The sequence below is a fragment of the Curtobacterium sp. 18060 genome (assembly GCF_902706105.1).
In the GTDB taxonomy this organism is placed as follows: domain Bacteria; phylum Actinomycetota; class Actinomycetes; order Actinomycetales; family Microbacteriaceae; genus Curtobacterium.
Genome location: NZ_CACSJV010000001.1, coordinates 1 through 16215, shown reverse-complemented (window position 1 = coordinate 16215; position 16215 = coordinate 1). Strand labels below are relative to the sequence as shown.

At 70.6% G+C, this 16215-nt stretch carries 14 protein-coding genes; all 14 read left to right on the top strand.

Annotated elements, in window-relative coordinates; translation table 11 throughout:
* The first annotated feature begins 29 nt into the window (after positions 1 to 29).
* The 14 genes from rpmI to tyrS all read left to right on the top strand — a co-directional run bounded on the left by rpmI (position 30) and on the right by tyrS (position 15641).
* Positions 30 to 224: a 50S ribosomal protein L35 gene (rpmI, locus tag GVL05_RS00070; RefSeq protein WP_111086286.1), complete on the top strand. Its 195-nt coding sequence runs from the start codon at positions 30 to 32 to the stop codon at positions 222 to 224.
* A 27-nt stretch (positions 225 to 251) separates the two neighbouring features.
* Positions 252 to 635, top strand: coding sequence for a 50S ribosomal protein L20 (rplT, locus tag GVL05_RS00065; RefSeq protein WP_111086285.1), 384 nt, complete (start codon positions 252 to 254; stop codon positions 633 to 635).
* 65 nt (positions 636 to 700) lie between these two features.
* Positions 701 to 1564 (top strand): RNA methyltransferase, encoded by an 864-nt coding sequence (locus tag GVL05_RS00060; protein WP_123936799.1) that lies wholly within the window; start codon positions 701 to 703, stop codon positions 1562 to 1564.
* Between the two features lie 92 nt (positions 1565 to 1656).
* Entirely contained in the window at positions 1657 to 2697 is a 1041-nt protein-coding gene (gene pheS / locus GVL05_RS00055) for a phenylalanine--tRNA ligase subunit alpha (RefSeq protein WP_111086283.1), read from the top strand.
* On the top strand, positions 2697 to 5189 hold the full coding sequence (gene pheT / locus GVL05_RS00050) for a phenylalanine--tRNA ligase subunit beta (protein ID WP_159570168.1): 2493 nt from the start codon (positions 2697 to 2699) through the stop codon (positions 5187 to 5189). Before pheS ends, pheT begins: the two co-directional genes overlap by 1 nt.
* A gap of 78 nt (positions 5190 to 5267) precedes the next feature.
* Positions 5268 to 6365, top strand: a complete 1098-nt coding sequence (locus tag GVL05_RS00045) for an N-acetyl-gamma-glutamyl-phosphate reductase (protein WP_159570165.1) — start codon at positions 5268 to 5270, stop codon at positions 6363 to 6365.
* Positions 6362 to 7570 carry a bifunctional glutamate N-acetyltransferase/amino-acid acetyltransferase ArgJ gene (argJ, locus tag GVL05_RS00040; protein ID WP_235035773.1) on the top strand — a complete coding sequence of 403 codons (1209 nt, stop codon included), beginning with the start codon at positions 6362 to 6364 and terminating at the stop codon, positions 7568 to 7570. Before GVL05_RS00045 ends, argJ begins: the two co-directional genes overlap by 4 nt.
* Positions 7570 to 8622, top strand: a complete 1053-nt coding sequence (argB, locus tag GVL05_RS00035) for an acetylglutamate kinase (RefSeq protein ID WP_159570162.1) — start codon at positions 7570 to 7572, stop codon at positions 8620 to 8622. The genes argJ and argB overlap by 1 nt, the downstream gene beginning before the upstream one ends.
* Positions 8619 to 9842 carry an acetylornithine transaminase gene (locus GVL05_RS00030; RefSeq protein ID WP_159570159.1) on the top strand — a complete coding sequence of 408 codons (1224 nt, stop codon included), beginning with the start codon at positions 8619 to 8621 and terminating at the stop codon, positions 9840 to 9842. The genes argB and GVL05_RS00030 overlap by 4 nt, the downstream gene beginning before the upstream one ends.
* Positions 9839 to 10801, top strand: coding sequence for an ornithine carbamoyltransferase (gene argF, locus GVL05_RS00025; RefSeq protein WP_159570156.1), 963 nt, complete (start codon positions 9839 to 9841; stop codon positions 10799 to 10801). The genes GVL05_RS00030 and argF overlap by 4 nt, the downstream gene beginning before the upstream one ends.
* A gap of 9 nt (positions 10802 to 10810) precedes the next feature.
* Entirely contained in the window at positions 10811 to 12007 is a 1197-nt protein-coding gene (locus GVL05_RS00020) for an argininosuccinate synthase (protein ID WP_123293379.1), read from the top strand.
* A 64-nt stretch (positions 12008 to 12071) separates the two neighbouring features.
* Entirely contained in the window at positions 12072 to 13508 is a 1437-nt protein-coding gene (gene argH, locus GVL05_RS00015) for an argininosuccinate lyase (RefSeq protein ID WP_123293380.1), read from the top strand.
* The gene (locus GVL05_RS00010) at positions 13505 to 14200 is read left to right on the top strand and encodes a DNA-3-methyladenine glycosylase (RefSeq protein ID WP_200849126.1); all 696 of its coding nucleotides are present in this window, start codon (positions 13505 to 13507) and stop codon (positions 14198 to 14200) included. Before argH ends, GVL05_RS00010 begins: the two co-directional genes overlap by 4 nt.
* A 127-nt stretch (positions 14201 to 14327) precedes the next feature.
* A complete protein-coding gene (tyrS, locus tag GVL05_RS00005) occupies positions 14328 to 15641 on the top strand; it encodes a tyrosine--tRNA ligase (RefSeq protein ID WP_235035772.1) in 1314 nt (437 codons plus the stop codon).
* The last annotated feature ends 574 nt before the right edge of the window (positions 15642 to 16215 follow it).

The window sequence follows — 16215 nt, the reverse complement described above, 5'->3', positions numbered from 1 at the left end:
TCCCATCCATCCCACGGAAAGGCACCACCATGCCCAAGCAGAAGACCCACTCCGGGTCGAAGAAGCGCTTCAAGATCACCGGTACCGGCAAGGTCATGAAGCAGCAGGCCGGTATGCGTCACAACCTCGAGGTCAAGAGCTCCAAGCGCAAGGCCCGCCTGAACGAGGACCAGGTCCTCTCCAAGGCAGACGCGAAGAACGTCAAGAAGCTCCTCGGCCACTGAGCCCCCGGATCGTAAAGGAATAGTGCAATGGCACGAGTAAAGAGAGCGGTCAACGCCGCCAAGAAGCGCCGCGTCATCCTCGAGCGCGCCGAGGGTTACCGCGGCCAGCGTTCGCGTCTGTACCGCAAGGCCAAGGAGCAGGTCACCCACTCCCTGGTCTACGCGTACCGCGACCGTCACGCGAAGAAGGGCGAGTTCCGTCGCCTGTGGATCCAGCGCATCAACGCTGCGTCCCGTGCGAACGGCCTGACCTACAACCGTCTGATCCAGGGTCTGGGTCTGGCCGGTGTCGAGGTCGACCGTCGCATCCTCGCCGACCTCGCGGTGAACAACCCCGAGACCTTCACCGCGCTCGTCGAGACCGCGAAGAAGGCCCTCCCGGCCGACACCTCGGCCCCGAAGGCTGCGTAGTCAGTTCTTCTGCTCGCGAAACCCCCGCCGCACGGCGGGGGTTTCGTCGTTCCTAGACTTGGGTCGTGAGCGAACTCCTCGAGAACCCCCGTGCCGGACGTGTGAAGGCCGTCGCGGCCCTGTCGAAGAAGGACGTCCGTGCCGAAACGGGCCTCTTCCTGCTGGAGGGGCCGCAGGCGGTGCGTGAAGCACTCGAGTACGCCCCGGAGCTCCTGCGCGAGCTCTACGTGACGCCGACTGCCGCAGCCCGTTACGGGCTCGACGACGCGCCGGTCGACACCTGGTTCGTCACGGAGCAGGTCCTCGACGCGATGGCCGACACCGTGACGCCGCAGGGCGTCGTCGCCGTCTGCCAGCAGTTCCCGACGTCGGTCAAGGACGTCTTCCCGGACCGTCGCGTCGGTGACGCTGCCGCTGCCGTCGACCTGGAGGCCCGTGGGGACACCGACGAGCCGGCCGCGTTGCCGGGGCTGGTCGCCATCCTCGAAGAGGTGCGGGACCCGGGGAACGCCGGCACGATCATCCGTGCCGCCGACTCCGCCGGCGCCGACGCGGTGGTCCTCACCGGGCGGTCGGTGGACCCGTACAACCCGAAGGTCGTCCGGTCGACCACGGGCTCGCTGTTCCACGTGCCGGTCTCGGTCGGCGTGACCCTGGCCGACACGATCGCGCGGGCGAAGGCACTCGGGTACACCGTGCTCGCGGCCGACGTCTCGGGCGACGACCTGCCGGTGGTCCGGGCCGAGGGCATGCTCGACGGTCCGACCGCGTGGGTGTTCGGCAACGAGGCCCGTGGGCTCACCACCGAGGACCTCGCGCTCGTCGACCGTGCGGTGAAGGTGCCGATCTACGGCCAGGCGGAGTCGATGAACCTGGCGACGGCGGCCTCGGTCTGCCTGTACGAGTCGGCGTTCGCACTCCGGAGCTGACGTTCCTCCACAGGCCTGCCGGTACTGACGGTCATCCACCGTCTGCTCGGTGCAGGCGGGTGGTATCCCGTCGGCCGGTAGGCTTGGGTCTCGTGTCAGAACCTCTCGAGATCAGCGAATCGGCCGTCGCCGACGCCGTGGACGCAGCACTCGCCGCCGTCCGCGCCACGACGACGGTCGCCGAACTGAAGCAGGCCAGGGCCGAGCACACCGGTGAGCAGTCGCCGTTGGCTCGGATGAACGCGTCGATGCGCAGCGTCCCGCCGGAGCAGAAGGCCGCGGCCGGCAAGCTCGTCGGTCAGGCCCGCGGGCGGCTGAACGCGGCGATCGCGGAGCAGGAGTCGGTCCTCGCCGTGGCCGAAGAGCGCGCGCGGCTCGAGGCCGAGCGCGTCGACGTCACCGCGTTGCCGACCCACCGCCCGACCGGCTCGCGCCACCCGCTCTCGCTGCTCAACGAAGCCGTCGCGGACATCTTCGTCGGCATGGGGTGGGAAGTGGCAGAGGGCCCCGAGCTCGAGCACGAGTGGTTCAACTTCGACGCCCTGAACTTCGACCAGGACCACCCGGCCCGGGCCATGGCGGACACGATCTTCGTCGAGCCCGTCGACCGCCACCTGGTCATGCGCACCCACACGTCGCCCGTGCAGGTGCGGTCGCTGCTGTCCCGCGACCTCCCGCTCTACGTCATCGCCCCGGGCCGTGTGTACCGCGCCGACGAGCTCGACGCCACGCACCTGCCGGTCTTCACCCAGGTCGAGGGCATCGCGATCGACAAGGGCCTGACGATGGCACACCTGCGCGGCACGCTCGAGCACTTCGCCCGCCAGGTCTTCGGCGCCGAGGCACAGATCCGTCTGCGCCCGAACTACTTCCCGTTCACCGAGCCCAGCGCCGAGATGGACGTCTGGCAGCCGAACGCCAAGGGTGGCGCCCGGTGGGTCGAGTGGGGCGGCTGCGGCATGGTCAACCCGAACGTCCTGCGTGCCGCCGGCATCGACCCGGACGAGTACCAGGGCTTCGCCTTCGGCATGGGCATCGAGCGGACGCTGCAGTTCCGCAACGGCCTGAACGACATGCGTGACTTCCTCGAGGGCGACATCCGCTTCTCGCAGCAGTTCGGAACGGTGGTCTGATGCGCGTCCCACTCCGCTGGCTCGGCGAGTCCGTCGACCTCCCCGAGGACGTCACCCTCGAGCACGTCCACGCGGCGCTCGTGTCGGTCGGCTTCGAGGAAGAGGACGTCCACACGTTCGACCTGACCGGCCCCGTCGTGGTCGGCCGGGTACTCGAGCGCGTCCCCGAGCCGCAAAAGAACGGCAAGACGATCAACTGGTGCCAGGTTGACGTCGGTGAGCCCGAGCCCCGCGGCATCGTCTGCGGTGCGCACAACTTCGACGTGGGCGACCTCGTCGTCGTGACGTTGCCCGGTGCCGTACTGCCCGGACCGTTCCCGATCGCGGCCCGCAAGACCTACGGCCACGTCTCCGACGGCATGATCGCCTCGGCACGCGAGCTCGGTCTCGGCGACGAGCACGAGGGCATCCTCCGCTTCGCCGACCTCGACATGGAGCCCGACGTCGGCCAGGACGCCATCGCGCTCCTCGGCCTCGACGATGCGGCGGTCGAGATCAACGTCACGCCGGACCGTGGGTACGTGCTGAGCATGCGCGGTGTCGCGCGTGAGTACGCCCACGCCACCGGCGCGAGCTTCCACGACCCCGTCGACCGGGTCGCACCCCGCACGGCCGAGGGCTTCTCGGTCACGATCGACGACCAGGCCCCGATCCGCGGTCGCGTCGGCGCGAGCACCTTCGTCACCCGCGTCGTCCGTGGCATCGACCCCACCGCGAAGACACCGGCTTGGATGGTGTCGCGGCTCGCACTGGCGGGCGTCCGGTCGATCTCGCTGCCGGTCGACATCACGAACTACGTCATGTTCGAGCTCGGCCAGCCGCTGCACGGCTACGACCTGTCAACCGTCCGCGGCGGCCTGGGTGTCCGTCGTGCGGCTGTCGGCGAGACGCTCGAGACCCTCGACGGCGCCATGCGGAAACTCGACCCCGAGGACCTCGTCATCACCGACGACGACGGCCCCGTCGGGCTCGCCGGCGTGATGGGCGGCGCCCGGACCGAGATCTCGGCGAGCACGACCGACGTCCTGATCGAGGCAGCCGGCTTCGACCAGGTCTCGATCGCGCGGACCGCTCGCCGCCACAAGCTGCCGAGCGAGGCCTCCCGTCGGTTCGAGCGCGGCGTCGACCCGCTCGTGGCCGAGGCTGCTGCGAACCGCGCCGTCGACCTCCTCGTCGAGCTGGCCGGCGGCACGGCCGACGCCCTCGGTTGCACGCTCGTCGACACCGAGCCCCGTGCGACGGTCGCCATGCGGACCTCGCGTCCGGCCGAGCTCATCGGCGTGGACTACACCGACGCCGAGGTCGTGGACACCCTCCGTGCGATCGGCGCGACGGTGCAGGCCGACGGCGAACAGCTCGTTGTCACCCCGCCCACGTGGCGTCCCGACCTGACCGACGACACCACGTTGGTCGAAGAGGTCGCGCGGATCGTTGGGTACGACCGCATCCCGAGCGTGCTCCCCGTCGCCCCGCCCGGGCGCGGGCTCACTCCGCACCAGCAGGCGCGCCGTCGGGTCTCCGCGGCCCTCGCCGCCGCGGGTCTGGTCGAAGCGGTGACGGCGCCGTTCGTCTCCGCCGCGACGCAGGACGCCTACCCGGGGATCGACCCGGAGGGCGGCCCGAGCGTCGTCCTCGCCAACGCCCTCGACAGCGAGCAGAACCTGCTCCGCCGCAGTGGTGTGCCGGCCCTTGTCGACGCCGCCCGTCGCAACGTCTCGCGCGGCCTGCTCGACGTCGCGCTGTACGAGACCTCGCGGGTGTTCCTGCCGGTGACGGGCGTGACGCTCGGTACCGACGAGGTCCCAGCCGGTGCCGCGCTGCCCGACCGCGCGACGCTCGAGGCGCTCGACGCGTCCCTGCCCGCCCAGCCGTTCCACGTGTCCGCCCTGCTCACCGGCAACCGCGTCGGCAAGCAGGCGGGTGTCACGGCGGAGCCGTACGGCATCGCCGATGCGATCGACGCGGCTCGCCAGGTCGCGTGGGCCGTCGGCGTGGAACTGCGCGTCGCGCAGACCACACACCCGTCCCTGCACCCGGGCCGCGCGGCATCGCTGCTCGTGGGCGACACCGTCGTGGGCGTCGCCGGCGAACTCCTGCCGGAACTGTCCGCCGCCGCGGTGCTGCCCCGCGTCGTGGCCGTGGTCGAGCTCGACCTCGACGCCATGGTGGCAGCGGCCCCCGACCTCGTCGCGGTCGCGCCGATCGTGTCGTACCCGGCAGCGACGCAGGACCTGTCCCTGGTCGTCGACGCCGGGGTGCCGGCCGGTGACGTGTTGGATGCGGTCCGCTCTGGTGCCGGAGACCTGTTGGAGTATGCTCGGCTCGTGGATGACTACCGGGGCTCCGGCGTGGACGAGGGACAGAAGTCCCTGACGTTCGCCCTGCGCTTCCGTGCCACGGACCGCACGCTGACCGCTGCCGAGGCCACCGAGGCCCGTGACGGCGCAGTCCGACGTGCCGGCGAGCGATTCGGGGCGACCCTGCGCGACTGACCCACGACGGGATCAGCACCGCCCGGGGTCGCCGCCTCCGACTCTCTCGACGACCAGTCCGACCAAAGGTGGAATCCCATGTCCGTATCCGTCGCCGTGGCGGGAGCCTCCGGCTACGCGGGTGGTGAGCTCCTGCGCGTGCTCTCCGCCCATCCCGAGTTCGACGTCAGGACGGTGACGGCGTTCTCGAACGCCGGACAGCCGTTGATCGCGACGCAGCCGCACCTCCGGTCGCTGTCGCACCTGACCCTCGAGAAGACGACGGCCGAGACGCTCCGAGGGCACGACGTCGTGTTCTTGGCGCTGCCGCACGGCCAGTCGGGGGCGATCACCGAGGAGCTCGGCGACGACGCCCTCGTGGTGGACTGCGGCGCGGACCACCGTCTGACTGACCCCGCGGCCTGGGCGCAGTTCTACGGTGGCGACTACCACGGCGCCTGGACCTACGGCCTGCCGGAGCTCCTGCTCGCCGCCCCGACCCCGGGTTCGGCCGACGAGTGGCGCGAGGTCGAGGACATCGCGTCGCAGGGCAAGCAGCGTTCGGCCCTGGTCGGCACCAAGCGGATCGCGGTCCCCGGCTGCAACGTCACCGCGGTGACGCTCGGCATCCAGCCGGGCATCCAGGCCGGGCTCGTCGAGTCGGACGACATCGTCGCGGTGCTGAGCGTCGGCCCGAGCGGTGCCGGCAAGAAGCTCGCCAACACCTACCTGGCGTCCGAGATCATGGGCTCCGCCAGCGCCTACGCGGTGGGCGGCACGCACCGGCACGTCCCGGAGATCCAGCAGAACCTGGTCGTCGCGGGCGCTGCCGATGTGACGATCTCGTTCACGCCCGTGCTCGTGCCGATGTCGCGGGGCATCCTCGCGACGACGACGGCCAAGATCACCCCGGGTGTCAGCGCCCGCGACGTGCGGCTCGCCTGGGAGCAGGCCTACGCCGACGAGCCGTTCGTGCACCTGTTGCCCGAGGGCGAGTTCCCCCGGGTCGCGGACACGATCGGCGCGAACACCGCGCTCGTCGGCATCGCGGTCGACGAGGCCGCAGGCCGCGTCGTCGCCGTGACGGCGCTCGACAACCTCGCGAAGGGCACGGCGGGTGCCGCCGTCCAGTCGACCAACATCGCCCTGGGTCTGCCGGAGACCCTGGGCCTCAGCGTGGACGGAGTCGCACCGTGACCGACCTCACCGACGTGAGCAAGCCCACCCAGGGCGAACCGGGCCTCCAGGGCGTCACCGCGGCAGCGGGTTTCCGCGCTGCCGGGGTGACGGCCGGCCTGAAGACCAGCGGCAAGCCGGACGTGGCACTCGTCGTCAACGACGGGCCCGACGCGGCCGTGGCCGCGGTCTTCACCAGCAACCGCGCGCAGGCGCACCCGGTGATCTGGTCCCGCCAGGTCGTCGGTGACGGCGTCGCGCGGGCCGTCGTCCTGAACTCCGGCGGCGCCAACTGCTTCACGGGGCCCTTCGGGTTCCAGACCACGCACCTGACCGCCGAAGCCGTGGGCGACGCCCTCGGCATCGGCGCGGGCGACGTCGTCGTCTGCTCCACCGGCCTCATCGGGGTCGGCGACCAGACGTTCCGCGACAACGTGCTGCGCGGGGTCGACCTGGCGAGCACCGCACTGAGCGCCGACGGCGGCCCGGATGCGGCCACGGCCATCATGACGACCGACACCAGGGCGAAGCAGTCCGTGGTGACCGAGGACGGCTGGACCGTCGGCGGCATGGCGAAGGGTGCCGGCATGCTCGCACCCGGGCTCGCGACGATGCTCGTCGTGATCACCACCGACGCCGTGCAGACCCCGGACCAGCTCGACCAGGCGCTCCGTGCGGCCACCCGCATCACCTTCGACCGCGTCGACTCGGACGGCTGCATGTCGACGAACGACACCGTCGTGCTGCTGTCGTCGGGTGCGAGCGGGGTGACGCCCGAGGTCGGCGACTTCCAGGAAGCCCTGACCGCGGTCTGCGCCGACCTGGCCCGCCAGCTGCAGCAGGACGCCGAGGGCGCCAGCCACGACATCGCGATCGAGGTGGTGCACGCCGCGACCGAGGACGACGCCGTCACCGTCGGCCGGAGTGTCGCGCGCAACAACCTCTTCAAGGCCGCCGTCTTCGGCAACGACCCGAACTGGGGCCGGGTCCTCGCGGCCATCGGCACCACGGACGCCGACTTCGACCCGTACGCGGTCGACGTCAGCATGAACGGTGTCCGGGTCTGCCACGCCGGCGCCCCGGACCAGCCGAGCGACACCGTCGACCTGACGCCGCGGGACACCCACGTGCGCATCGACCTCGGCGTCGGGACGCACTCGGCGACGATCCTGACCAACGACCTCACGCACGACTACGTGCACGAGAACAGCGCGTACTCCAGCTGATGGCGAACGACACCGAAGGGGCCGGGACGCCCCTCACGAAGGAAGAAGAGCACGAGTTCGCCGCCGTCAAGGCCGCGACCCTGATCGAGTCCCTGCCGTGGCTCAAGCGGTTCTCCGGCAAGGTCGTCGTCGTCAAGTTCGGCGGCAACGCCATGGTGAACGAGGACCTCAAGCGTGCGTTCGCCGAGGACATGGTCTACCTCCGCTACGCCGGGCTGCACCCCGTCGTCGTGCACGGCGGGGGCCCGCAGATCTCGGCCGCGCTCAAGGAACAGGGCATCGAGTCCGAGTTCCGTGGCGGCTACCGCGTCACCACGACCGAGGCGATCTCGGTCGTCCGCGACGTCCTGGCGGGCGAGGTCAACCGCGAGATCGTCGACCTGATGAACGAGCACGGCGAGGGCCTGGCCGTCGGCGTGTTCGGCGACGGCGGGTCGCTGTTCACCGGCGAGCAGAAGGGCGTGATCGTCGACGGGCAGGAGTACGACCTCGGGCACGTCGGTGACATCACCCACGTCGACCCCTCCGGGGTGCTCGCCGCGATCGAGGCCGGCCGGATCCCGGTGGTCTCGAGCATCGCGATCGACGACGCCCACCCGGACCAGGCGCTCAACGTGAACGCCGATGCGGCCGCGGGTGCCCTGGCGATCGCGCTGCGGGCATCGAAGCTCATCATGCTCACCGACGTCCCCGGCCTGTACCGCAACTGGCCGGACCGCGACTCGCTCGTCGACCTCATCGCGGTCGAGGAGCTCCGCGCGCTCCTGCCGTCGCTCGAGTCGGGCATGATCCCGAAGATGACCGCGTGCCTCGACGCCGTGGTCGGCGGGGTCGGCGGCGCGACGATCATCGACGGCCGGATCCCGCACTCGATCCTGCTCGAGGTCTTCACCCTGCGCGGTGCGGGCACCGAGGTGATCCCGGACCCGAGCCGACGCACCGAGAACCAGATGACCCACGCCGAGATCGGCCGACGCGTCGCAGCACCGTCGACGAGCACCAGCACCGGCCAACACGTGGCCAGCACGACCGAGAAGGGGCAGCAGCCGTGAGCAGCGAGACGCAGACCGAGACCTGGAACGACCGGTTCGGGGCGTCGCTCATGCGATCCCTGACCCCGCCGAAGATCATGCTCGAGCGCGGACAGGGCTGCCGTGTCTGGGACGTCGAGGGCAACGAGTACCTCGACTTCCTGGCGGGCATCGCCGTCAACTCGCTCGGCCACGCGCACCCTGTCCTGGTCGAGGCGATCGCGGACCAGGCCGCGAAGCTCGTGCACGTGTCGAACTACTTCGCGACGCCGCCGCAGCTCGAGCTGGCGGAGCGTCTCAAGCGCATCACCGGTGCGGGCGACGCCGGGCGGGTGTACTTCGGCAACTCCGGTGCCGAGGCGAACGAGGCCGCGTTCAAGCTCGCGCGCCTCAACAAGGGCGCCGACGGGCAGAAGACCCGCATCCTCGCGCTGAAGCAGGGGTTCCACGGCCGGACGATGGGGGCACTCGCGCTCACCGGCAAGCCCGCGCTGCAGCAGGACTTCCTGCCGATGATCCCCGGGGTCGAGCACATCGACTCCACCGTCGCTGCGCTCGAGGCGTCCATCGACGACACGGTCGCCGCGATCGTCATCGAGCCGATCAAGGGCGAGGCCGGCGTCGTCGACCTGCCCGAGGGGTTCCTGCTCGCCGCGCGCCGGCTGACCGAGGAGCACGGTGCGCTGCTGATCCTCGACGAGATCCAGACCGGCGTCGGCCGGACGGGCAACTGGTTCACCTACCAGGGCCACGGCTTCACCCCCGACGCCGTCACGGTGGCCAAGGGCATCGCCGGCGGCTTCCCGATCGGTGCGCTCGTGACCTTCGGGTGGGCGTCCGACCTGTTCTCGGCCGGTCAGCACGGTTCGACCTTCGGCGGCAACCCGCTCGGCACCCGCGTGGCGAACGCGGTCCTCGCCGAGATCGAGCGCGCCGACCTCGTCGCGGCCGCCGTGGTCAAGGGCGAGCGGATCCGGGCCGGCATCGCCGGCATCGGCTCACCGCTCGTCGAAGAGGTCCGCGGCACCGGCCTGCTCATCGGCGTCGGGCTCACCGGCCCGATCGCGGCCGCGGTGAACGCCGCCGCCCTCGAGCGTGGCCTCATCATCAACGCCCCGAACGAGTCGAGCCTGCGCCTCGCGCCGCCGCTCATCGTGTCCGACGCCGAGATCGACGAGTTCGTGTCGATCCTCGCCCAGAGCCTCGCGGCCGTCGCTGCCGCCCAGGAGACCTCCGCATGACCCGCCACTTCCTCCGGGACGACGACCTCAGCCAGGCCGAGCAGTCCGCGATCCTCGACCTCGCCGACCAGATGAAGGCCGACCGTTGGGGCGCGAAGCCCCTCGCTGGCCCGCAGAGCGTCGCGGTCATCTTCGACAAGTCGTCGACCCGCACCCGGGTGTCGTTCCACGTCGGCATCTCCGACCTGGGCGGCAGCCCGCTCATCATCTCGACGGCGAACAGTCAGCTCGGCGGCAAGGAGACCCCGTCGGACACCGCCCGCGTGCTCGAGCGCATGGTGTCGGCGATCGTCTGGCGCACCTACGGGCAGGCCGGTCTCGAGGAGATGGCCGCCGGCACGACCGTCCCCGTCGTCAACGCACTCTCCGACGACTTCCACCCCTGCCAGCTGCTCGCCGACCTGCTCACCATCCGCGAGCACCGTGGCACGCTGGCGGGCCAGACCGTGGCGTTCATCGGCGACGGCGCGAGCAACATGGCGCAGTCGTACCTGCTCGCCGGCGCGACCGCGGGCATGCACGTCCGCGTCGCGGCTCCCGCCGAGTTCTCGCCGTCCCCGCAGGTCGTCACCGACGCCGAGCACCGTTCGGCCGAGACCGGCGGCTCCGTCCTGGTCGTGACCGACCCGGTGGCAGCGGTCGCCGGTGCCGACGTCGTGGTCACCGACACCTGGGTCTCGATGGGCAAGGAGTCCGAGAAGCAGTCGCGCCTCGACACCTTCTCCGGGTACCGCGTGGACGACGCCCTGATGGCGCACGCTGCCGACGATGCGGTGTTCATGCACTGCCTGCCCGCCGACCGTGGCTACGAGGTGACCGCCGACGTCATCGACGGGCCGCGCAGCATCATCTGGGACGAGGCGGAGAACCGTCTGCACGCCCAGAAGGCGCTGCTGGCCTGGCTCCTCGCCGCGAACGGCGCGACGACGGCAACGGCGAACGCCGTGGCGACCGCGTAGGCGCACCGCATGGCTGACCGCGTCGTCCTCGCCTACTCCGGCGGCCTCGACACCTCCGTCGGGATCGGCTGGCTGCGTGACGCCACCGGCAAAGAGGTAGTGGCACTCGCGGTCGACGTCGGCCAGGGCGGCGAGGACCTCGACGCGATCCGGCAGCGCGCGCTCGACTGCGGGGCCGTGGAGTCGATCGTGGTCGACGCCAAGGACGAGTACGCCGACGAGTACATCGTGCCGGCGCTCAAGGCCAACGCGCTGTACCAGAAGCGCTACCCGCTGGTGTCGGCGCTGAGCCGCCCGCTCATCGCGAAGCACCTCGCGCTGACGGCGAAGCAGCTCGGCGCCGACAGCGTCGCGCACGGCTGCACCGGCAAGGGCAACGACCAGGTCCGGTTCGAGGCAGCGGTCGCGGCGATCGCCCCGGACCTGCGGAGCGTGGCACCGGTGCGTGACCTCGCCCTGACCCGGGACAAGGCGATCGCGTACGCCGAGCAGCACGCCCTGCCGATCCAGCAGTCGCAGCGGTCGCCGTACTCGATCGACCAGAACGTGTGGGGCCGTGCGGTCGAGACGGGTTTCCTCGAGGACCCGTGGAACGCCCCGACCGAGGACCTCTACGCCTACACGCAGGACCCCGCCGTCCCGCGCGACCCGGACGAGGTGACCATCACGTTCGAGCGCGGCGTCCCGGTGGCGCTCGACGGGCAGCGCTTCAGCGTGCTGCGGATCGTGCAGGAGCTGAACGCCGTGGCTGGCAAGCACGGCGTCGGTCGGATCGACGTCGTCGAGGACCGCCTCGTCGGCATCAAGTCGCGCGAGGTGTACGAGGCCCCTGCGGCGATCGCGCTCATCACGGCGCACGAGGAGCTCGAGCGCCTCACCCTCGAGCGCGACGTGAACCGCTACAAGCGCGGTGTCGAGTCGGAGTGGGCCGACCTGGTCTACGACGGTCTGTGGTTCGGCGGGCTGAAGCGCAGCCTCGACGCCTTCGTCGACCACACCCAGCAGCACGTCTCCGGCGACGTCCGCCTCCAGCTGCACGGCGGTCGCGCGACGGTGACCGGCCGTCGCTCGGAGCAGAGCCTCTACGACTTCGACCTCGCCACGTACGACACCGGCGACACGTTCGACCAGTCCCTCTCGAAGGGCTTCATCGAACTCTGGTCGCTCCCCAGCAAGATCTCCGCCCGCCGCGACGCGGCGAACTGACAGCACGCCACCCGGCGGACGACACCCGCCGCCACCCGGCCCGACGACAACGACGCAGGACGACATGACCGACGAGAAGACCGACGCCACCAACACCGGAGCCCTCTGGGGCGCCCGCTTCGCCGACGGCCCGAGTGCGGCCCTGGCAGCGCTGTCGAAGTCGACGCACTTCGACTGGCAGCTCGCCCCGTACGACATCGCCGGCTCCCGCGCGCACGCCCGGGCCCTGCACACGGCCGGGTACCTGACGGCGGACGAGCTCGAGCGCATGCTCGCCGGACTCGACCGGCTCGAGGCCGCGCACGCCGACGGCACGCTGCAGCCCGACGAGTCCGACGAGGACGTCCACGGTGCCCTCGAGCGTCTCCTCATCGCCGACCTCGGTCCGGAACTCGGCGGCAAGCTCCGCGCCGGCCGCAGCCGCAACGACCAGATCGCGACGCTCGGCCGCATGCACATGCTCGACCACGGGCGGCGCATCGGCCGACTCGTGATCGACCTGGTCGACGCGATCACCCAGCAGGCCAACGAGCACCCGTCGGCGATCATGCCGGGTCGCACGCACCTGCAGCACGCGCAGCCCGTCCTCCTCGCGCACCACCTGCTGGCGCACGCGTGGCCGTTGGTCCGCGACCTCGAGCGCCTCCGCGACTGGGCGGGCCGCGCGAGCGTGAGCCCGTACGGCGCCGGTGCCCTCGCCGGCAGTTCGCTCGGCCTCGACCCCGCCGCGATCGCCGCGGAGCTCGGGTTCGACCGCCCGGCCGACAACTCGATCGACGCCACGGCCGCCCGCGACGTCGTCGCCGAGTTCGCGTTCGTCCTCGCGCAGATCGGCATCGACGTCTCGCGTCTGTCGGAAGAGGTCATCCTCTGGAACACGAAGGAGTTCGGCTTCGTCCGGCTCCACGACGCGTTCTCGACCGGCTCGAGCATCATGCCGCAGAAGAAGAACCCCGACATCGCCGAGCTCGCGCGCGGCAAGTCCGGTCGTCTGATCGGTAACCTGACAGGCCTGCTCGCGACCCTGAAGGGACTGCCGCTCGCCTACAACCGCGACCTGCAGGAGGACAAGGAGCCCGTCTTCGACTCGGTCGCCACGCTCGAGGTCCTGCTGCCGGCCTTCACCGGCATGATCGCGACGCTCACGTTCGACACGGACCGGATGGCCGAGCTCGCGCCGCAGGGCTTCTCGCTCGCGACCGACGTGGCCGAGTGGCTGGTCCGCCAGGGCGTCCCGTTCCGCGATGCGCACGAGGTGTCCGGTGCGCTGGTCCGGTACTGCGAACAGCGCGGCATCGAGCTCGACGACCCGACCGACGACGAGTACCGGTCGGTCTCCGAGCACCTGACCCCCGGGGTCCGTGCCGTGCTCACGATCGAAGGCAGTGTCGCGTCCCGCTCGGGTGTCGGCGGGACCGCTCCGGACCGTGTGGCCGAGCAGCTGGCGTCCGTCACGCGTCGCGTCCACGACCTGGCCGAGGGCGCACCCTTCACGCGATGACCGTGGGGCTGCTCGCGATGCTCGCCGAGCCGGCGCCGCGCATCGCACCGGCGCTGCTCGGTGCGACGATCGCTGGCCGAGGCGTGACCCTGCGCATCACCGAGGTCGAGGCCTACTTCGGCCCCACCGACCCCGGCTCGCACGGCCACCGCGGTCCGACCGAGCGCAACCGCCACCTGTTCGGCTCGCCGGGCACCCTGTACGCGTACCGCTCGTACGGCATCCACACCTGCGTCAACGTCGTGAGTGCACCGGCCGGCACCTCCTCCGGTTCCCTGCTCCGCGGTGCGCAGGTGATCGAGGGCGTCGACACCGCACGCGGACGACGTGGCCCGTCGGTCGCCGACGTCGCGTTGGCGCGTGGCCCCGGCAACCTCGGTGGTGCCCTCGGCGCGGTGCTCGGACAGGACGACGGCACCTCGCTGCTCGACGGGTCCGGTCCGTTCGTGCTCACGTTGGCACCCGGCCTGGAGGCGCGGCTCGCCTCCGCCCCGCCGGCCCGGGTCATCGAGGAACTCCTGACCGAGACCACACCCGGCCCCGGCGGGACGGGTCCGGTCCCGCGCATCTCGCGCGGACCGCGCACCGGCGTCGGCGGCATCGCCGGCGGTGCGCAGTACCCCTGGCGCTTCTGGTTGACGGGCGACCCGACGGTCTCGACGTACCGACGGCACAAGGGTGCCCTCGACTGATCCCCACCGGCACGGCCGGCCCGCCGCTGGCGCGTCGCGCCGGAACCGGCGGCGTGGGCCCAGACGCACCACGGGCCTCCCGGTCGACGGCGCGATGTCGGTGGTGCGCCGCCGCTACGATGGCGGGGTGTCCAGTGATACCGCTCAAGACGTCCTGACGCGCCAGCAGAACGACCCCACCTTCGCCTCGGTGTGGGACGAACTGCGCTGGCGCGGTCTGGTGCAGGTCTCGACCGACGAGACCGCACTCCAAGAGGCCCTCGACGGTGATCCGATCACGTACTACTGCGGCTTCGACCCCACGGCACCGTCGCTGCACTGCGGCAACCTGCTGCAGCTCCTGACCATGCGTCGGTTGCAGCTCGCCGGGCACAAGCCGCTGGCGCTCGTCGGGGGATCGACGGGGCTCATCGGCGACCCGCGTCCGACGGCGGAGCGCACGCTGAACACCCGCGAGACCGTCGCCGAGTGGGTGGCGCGTCTGCAGGGGCAGGTGTCACGGTTCCTGAGCCCGGACGGTGACAACGGCGTCCGGCTGGTGAACAACCTGGACTGGACGTCGCCGATGTCCGCCATCGACTTCCTGCGCGACGTCGGCAAGTACTTCCGGGTGAACTCGATGCTCAAGAAGGACGCCGTCGCCGCGCGGTTGAACTCCGACGCTGGGATCAGCTACACGGAGTTCAGCTACCAGATCCTGCAGGGCCTCGACTACCGCGAGCTCTTCCGGCAGTACGGCTGCACGCTGCAGACGGGTGGCTCGGACCAGTGGGGCAACCTGACCTCTGGGACGGAGCTCATCCGTCGTGCCGAGGGTGCGACGGTGCACGCGCTCGGGACACCCTTGATCACGAACTCGGACGGCACGAAGTTCGGCAAGAGCGAGGGCAACGCCATCTGGCTCGACGCCGAGATGACGTCGCCGTACGCGCTGTACCAGTTCTGGCTCAACACGGCGGATGCCGACGTGATCGCGCGCCTGCGGGAGTTCACGTTCCTGTCCCGCGCCGAGATCGAGCGACTCGAGCAGGCGGTGGCCGACGAACCGTTCCGACGCGAAGCGCAGCGGACCCTCGCGTTCGAGGTCACTTCGCTCGTGCACGGGGTCGACGCCACCCAGGCCGCGATCGACGCTGCGGCCGCGCTGTTCGGCAACGGGGACCTCGGTGCGCTGGATCCGGACACCCTGCGGTCGGCGATCGCGGAGCTGCCGGGGTCGGTCACCATCGAGGCCGGAGCCGACGTGGCCCGGGCGCTCGTCGAGACCGAGCTCGTGAAGTCCCTCGGCGAAGCCCGGCGGGCGATCGACCAGGGCGGCGTGTACGTGAACAACGTCCGAGCCGAGGACGCCAACGCACCGCTGTCGGACCTCGCCCTGCCCGGGGGAGTCCTCGTGCTCCGCCGCGGCAAGAAGACCCTCGCCGGCGTGACGCTGGCCTGATCGCCCCGGCACCCGGGCGACGCGTGTTGCACAACGCGACACGCCCGGGATCGGGCCTGGCTTGGCACACTCGCCCAGGCCTGCGTAAAGTTCCTACTCGTCACCCCAAAGGTGCGGCGGAGCGGCTGGAGCGAAAGCCCAGAGCACGTCGGCCCTCAAGCGGGACCATCCTCCACTGAAGATCAGATCTGGCCTTGTGCTCGATCGCTTCGACGCCTAGGATGACAAGCCCACCGGTTCTCTCCCCTCGGGGATGAGCCACAGGACCTCCGGGTCCGACGACACACCGGTGGCAAGCCTAGTACACAAGCCTCGTGGCTGGAGCTCGAACCTGAGCCGAAGAGCGAGTGCGTCTGGTCCTTGAGAACTCAACAGCGTGCACATTGTCAATGCCAATTTATTGATTGACCTCGTGCCTGGGCAGCTTTGGTTGTTCAGGTCATGATGCAATTCCTTTTGGATTGAAGATTGTCAGTAGACAGTCAACAGTCAGAATCAACTCGGTCTGATGCCTTCGGGTGTTGGGTCTGTATTTTTTTACGGAGAGTTTGATCCTGGCTCAGGACGAACGCTG

Excerpts from the sequence above, each read along its gene's own strand:
- rpmI (WP_111086286.1), top strand. The coding sequence starts at position 30 with ATGCCCAAGCAGAAGACCCACTCCGGGTCGAAGAAGCGCTTCAAGATC.
- rplT (WP_111086285.1), top strand. The coding sequence starts at position 252 with ATGGCACGAGTAAAGAGAGCGGTCAACGCCGCCAAGAAGCGCCGCGTC.
- pheT (WP_159570168.1), top strand. The coding sequence starts at position 2,697 with ATGCGCGTCCCACTCCGCTGGCTCGGCGAGTCCGTCGACCTCCCCGAG.
- GVL05_RS00045 (WP_159570165.1), top strand. The coding sequence starts at position 5,268 with ATGTCCGTATCCGTCGCCGTGGCGGGAGCCTCCGGCTACGCGGGTGGT.
- argB (WP_159570162.1), top strand. The coding sequence starts at position 7,570 with ATGGCGAACGACACCGAAGGGGCCGGGACGCCCCTCACGAAGGAAGAA.
- argF (WP_159570156.1), top strand. The coding sequence starts at position 9,839 with ATGACCCGCCACTTCCTCCGGGACGACGACCTCAGCCAGGCCGAGCAG.
- GVL05_RS00020 (WP_123293379.1), top strand. The coding sequence starts at position 10,811 with ATGGCTGACCGCGTCGTCCTCGCCTACTCCGGCGGCCTCGACACCTCC.
- argH (WP_123293380.1), top strand. The coding sequence starts at position 12,072 with ATGACCGACGAGAAGACCGACGCCACCAACACCGGAGCCCTCTGGGGC.
- GVL05_RS00010 (WP_200849126.1), top strand. The coding sequence starts at position 13,505 with ATGACCGTGGGGCTGCTCGCGATGCTCGCCGAGCCGGCGCCGCGCATC.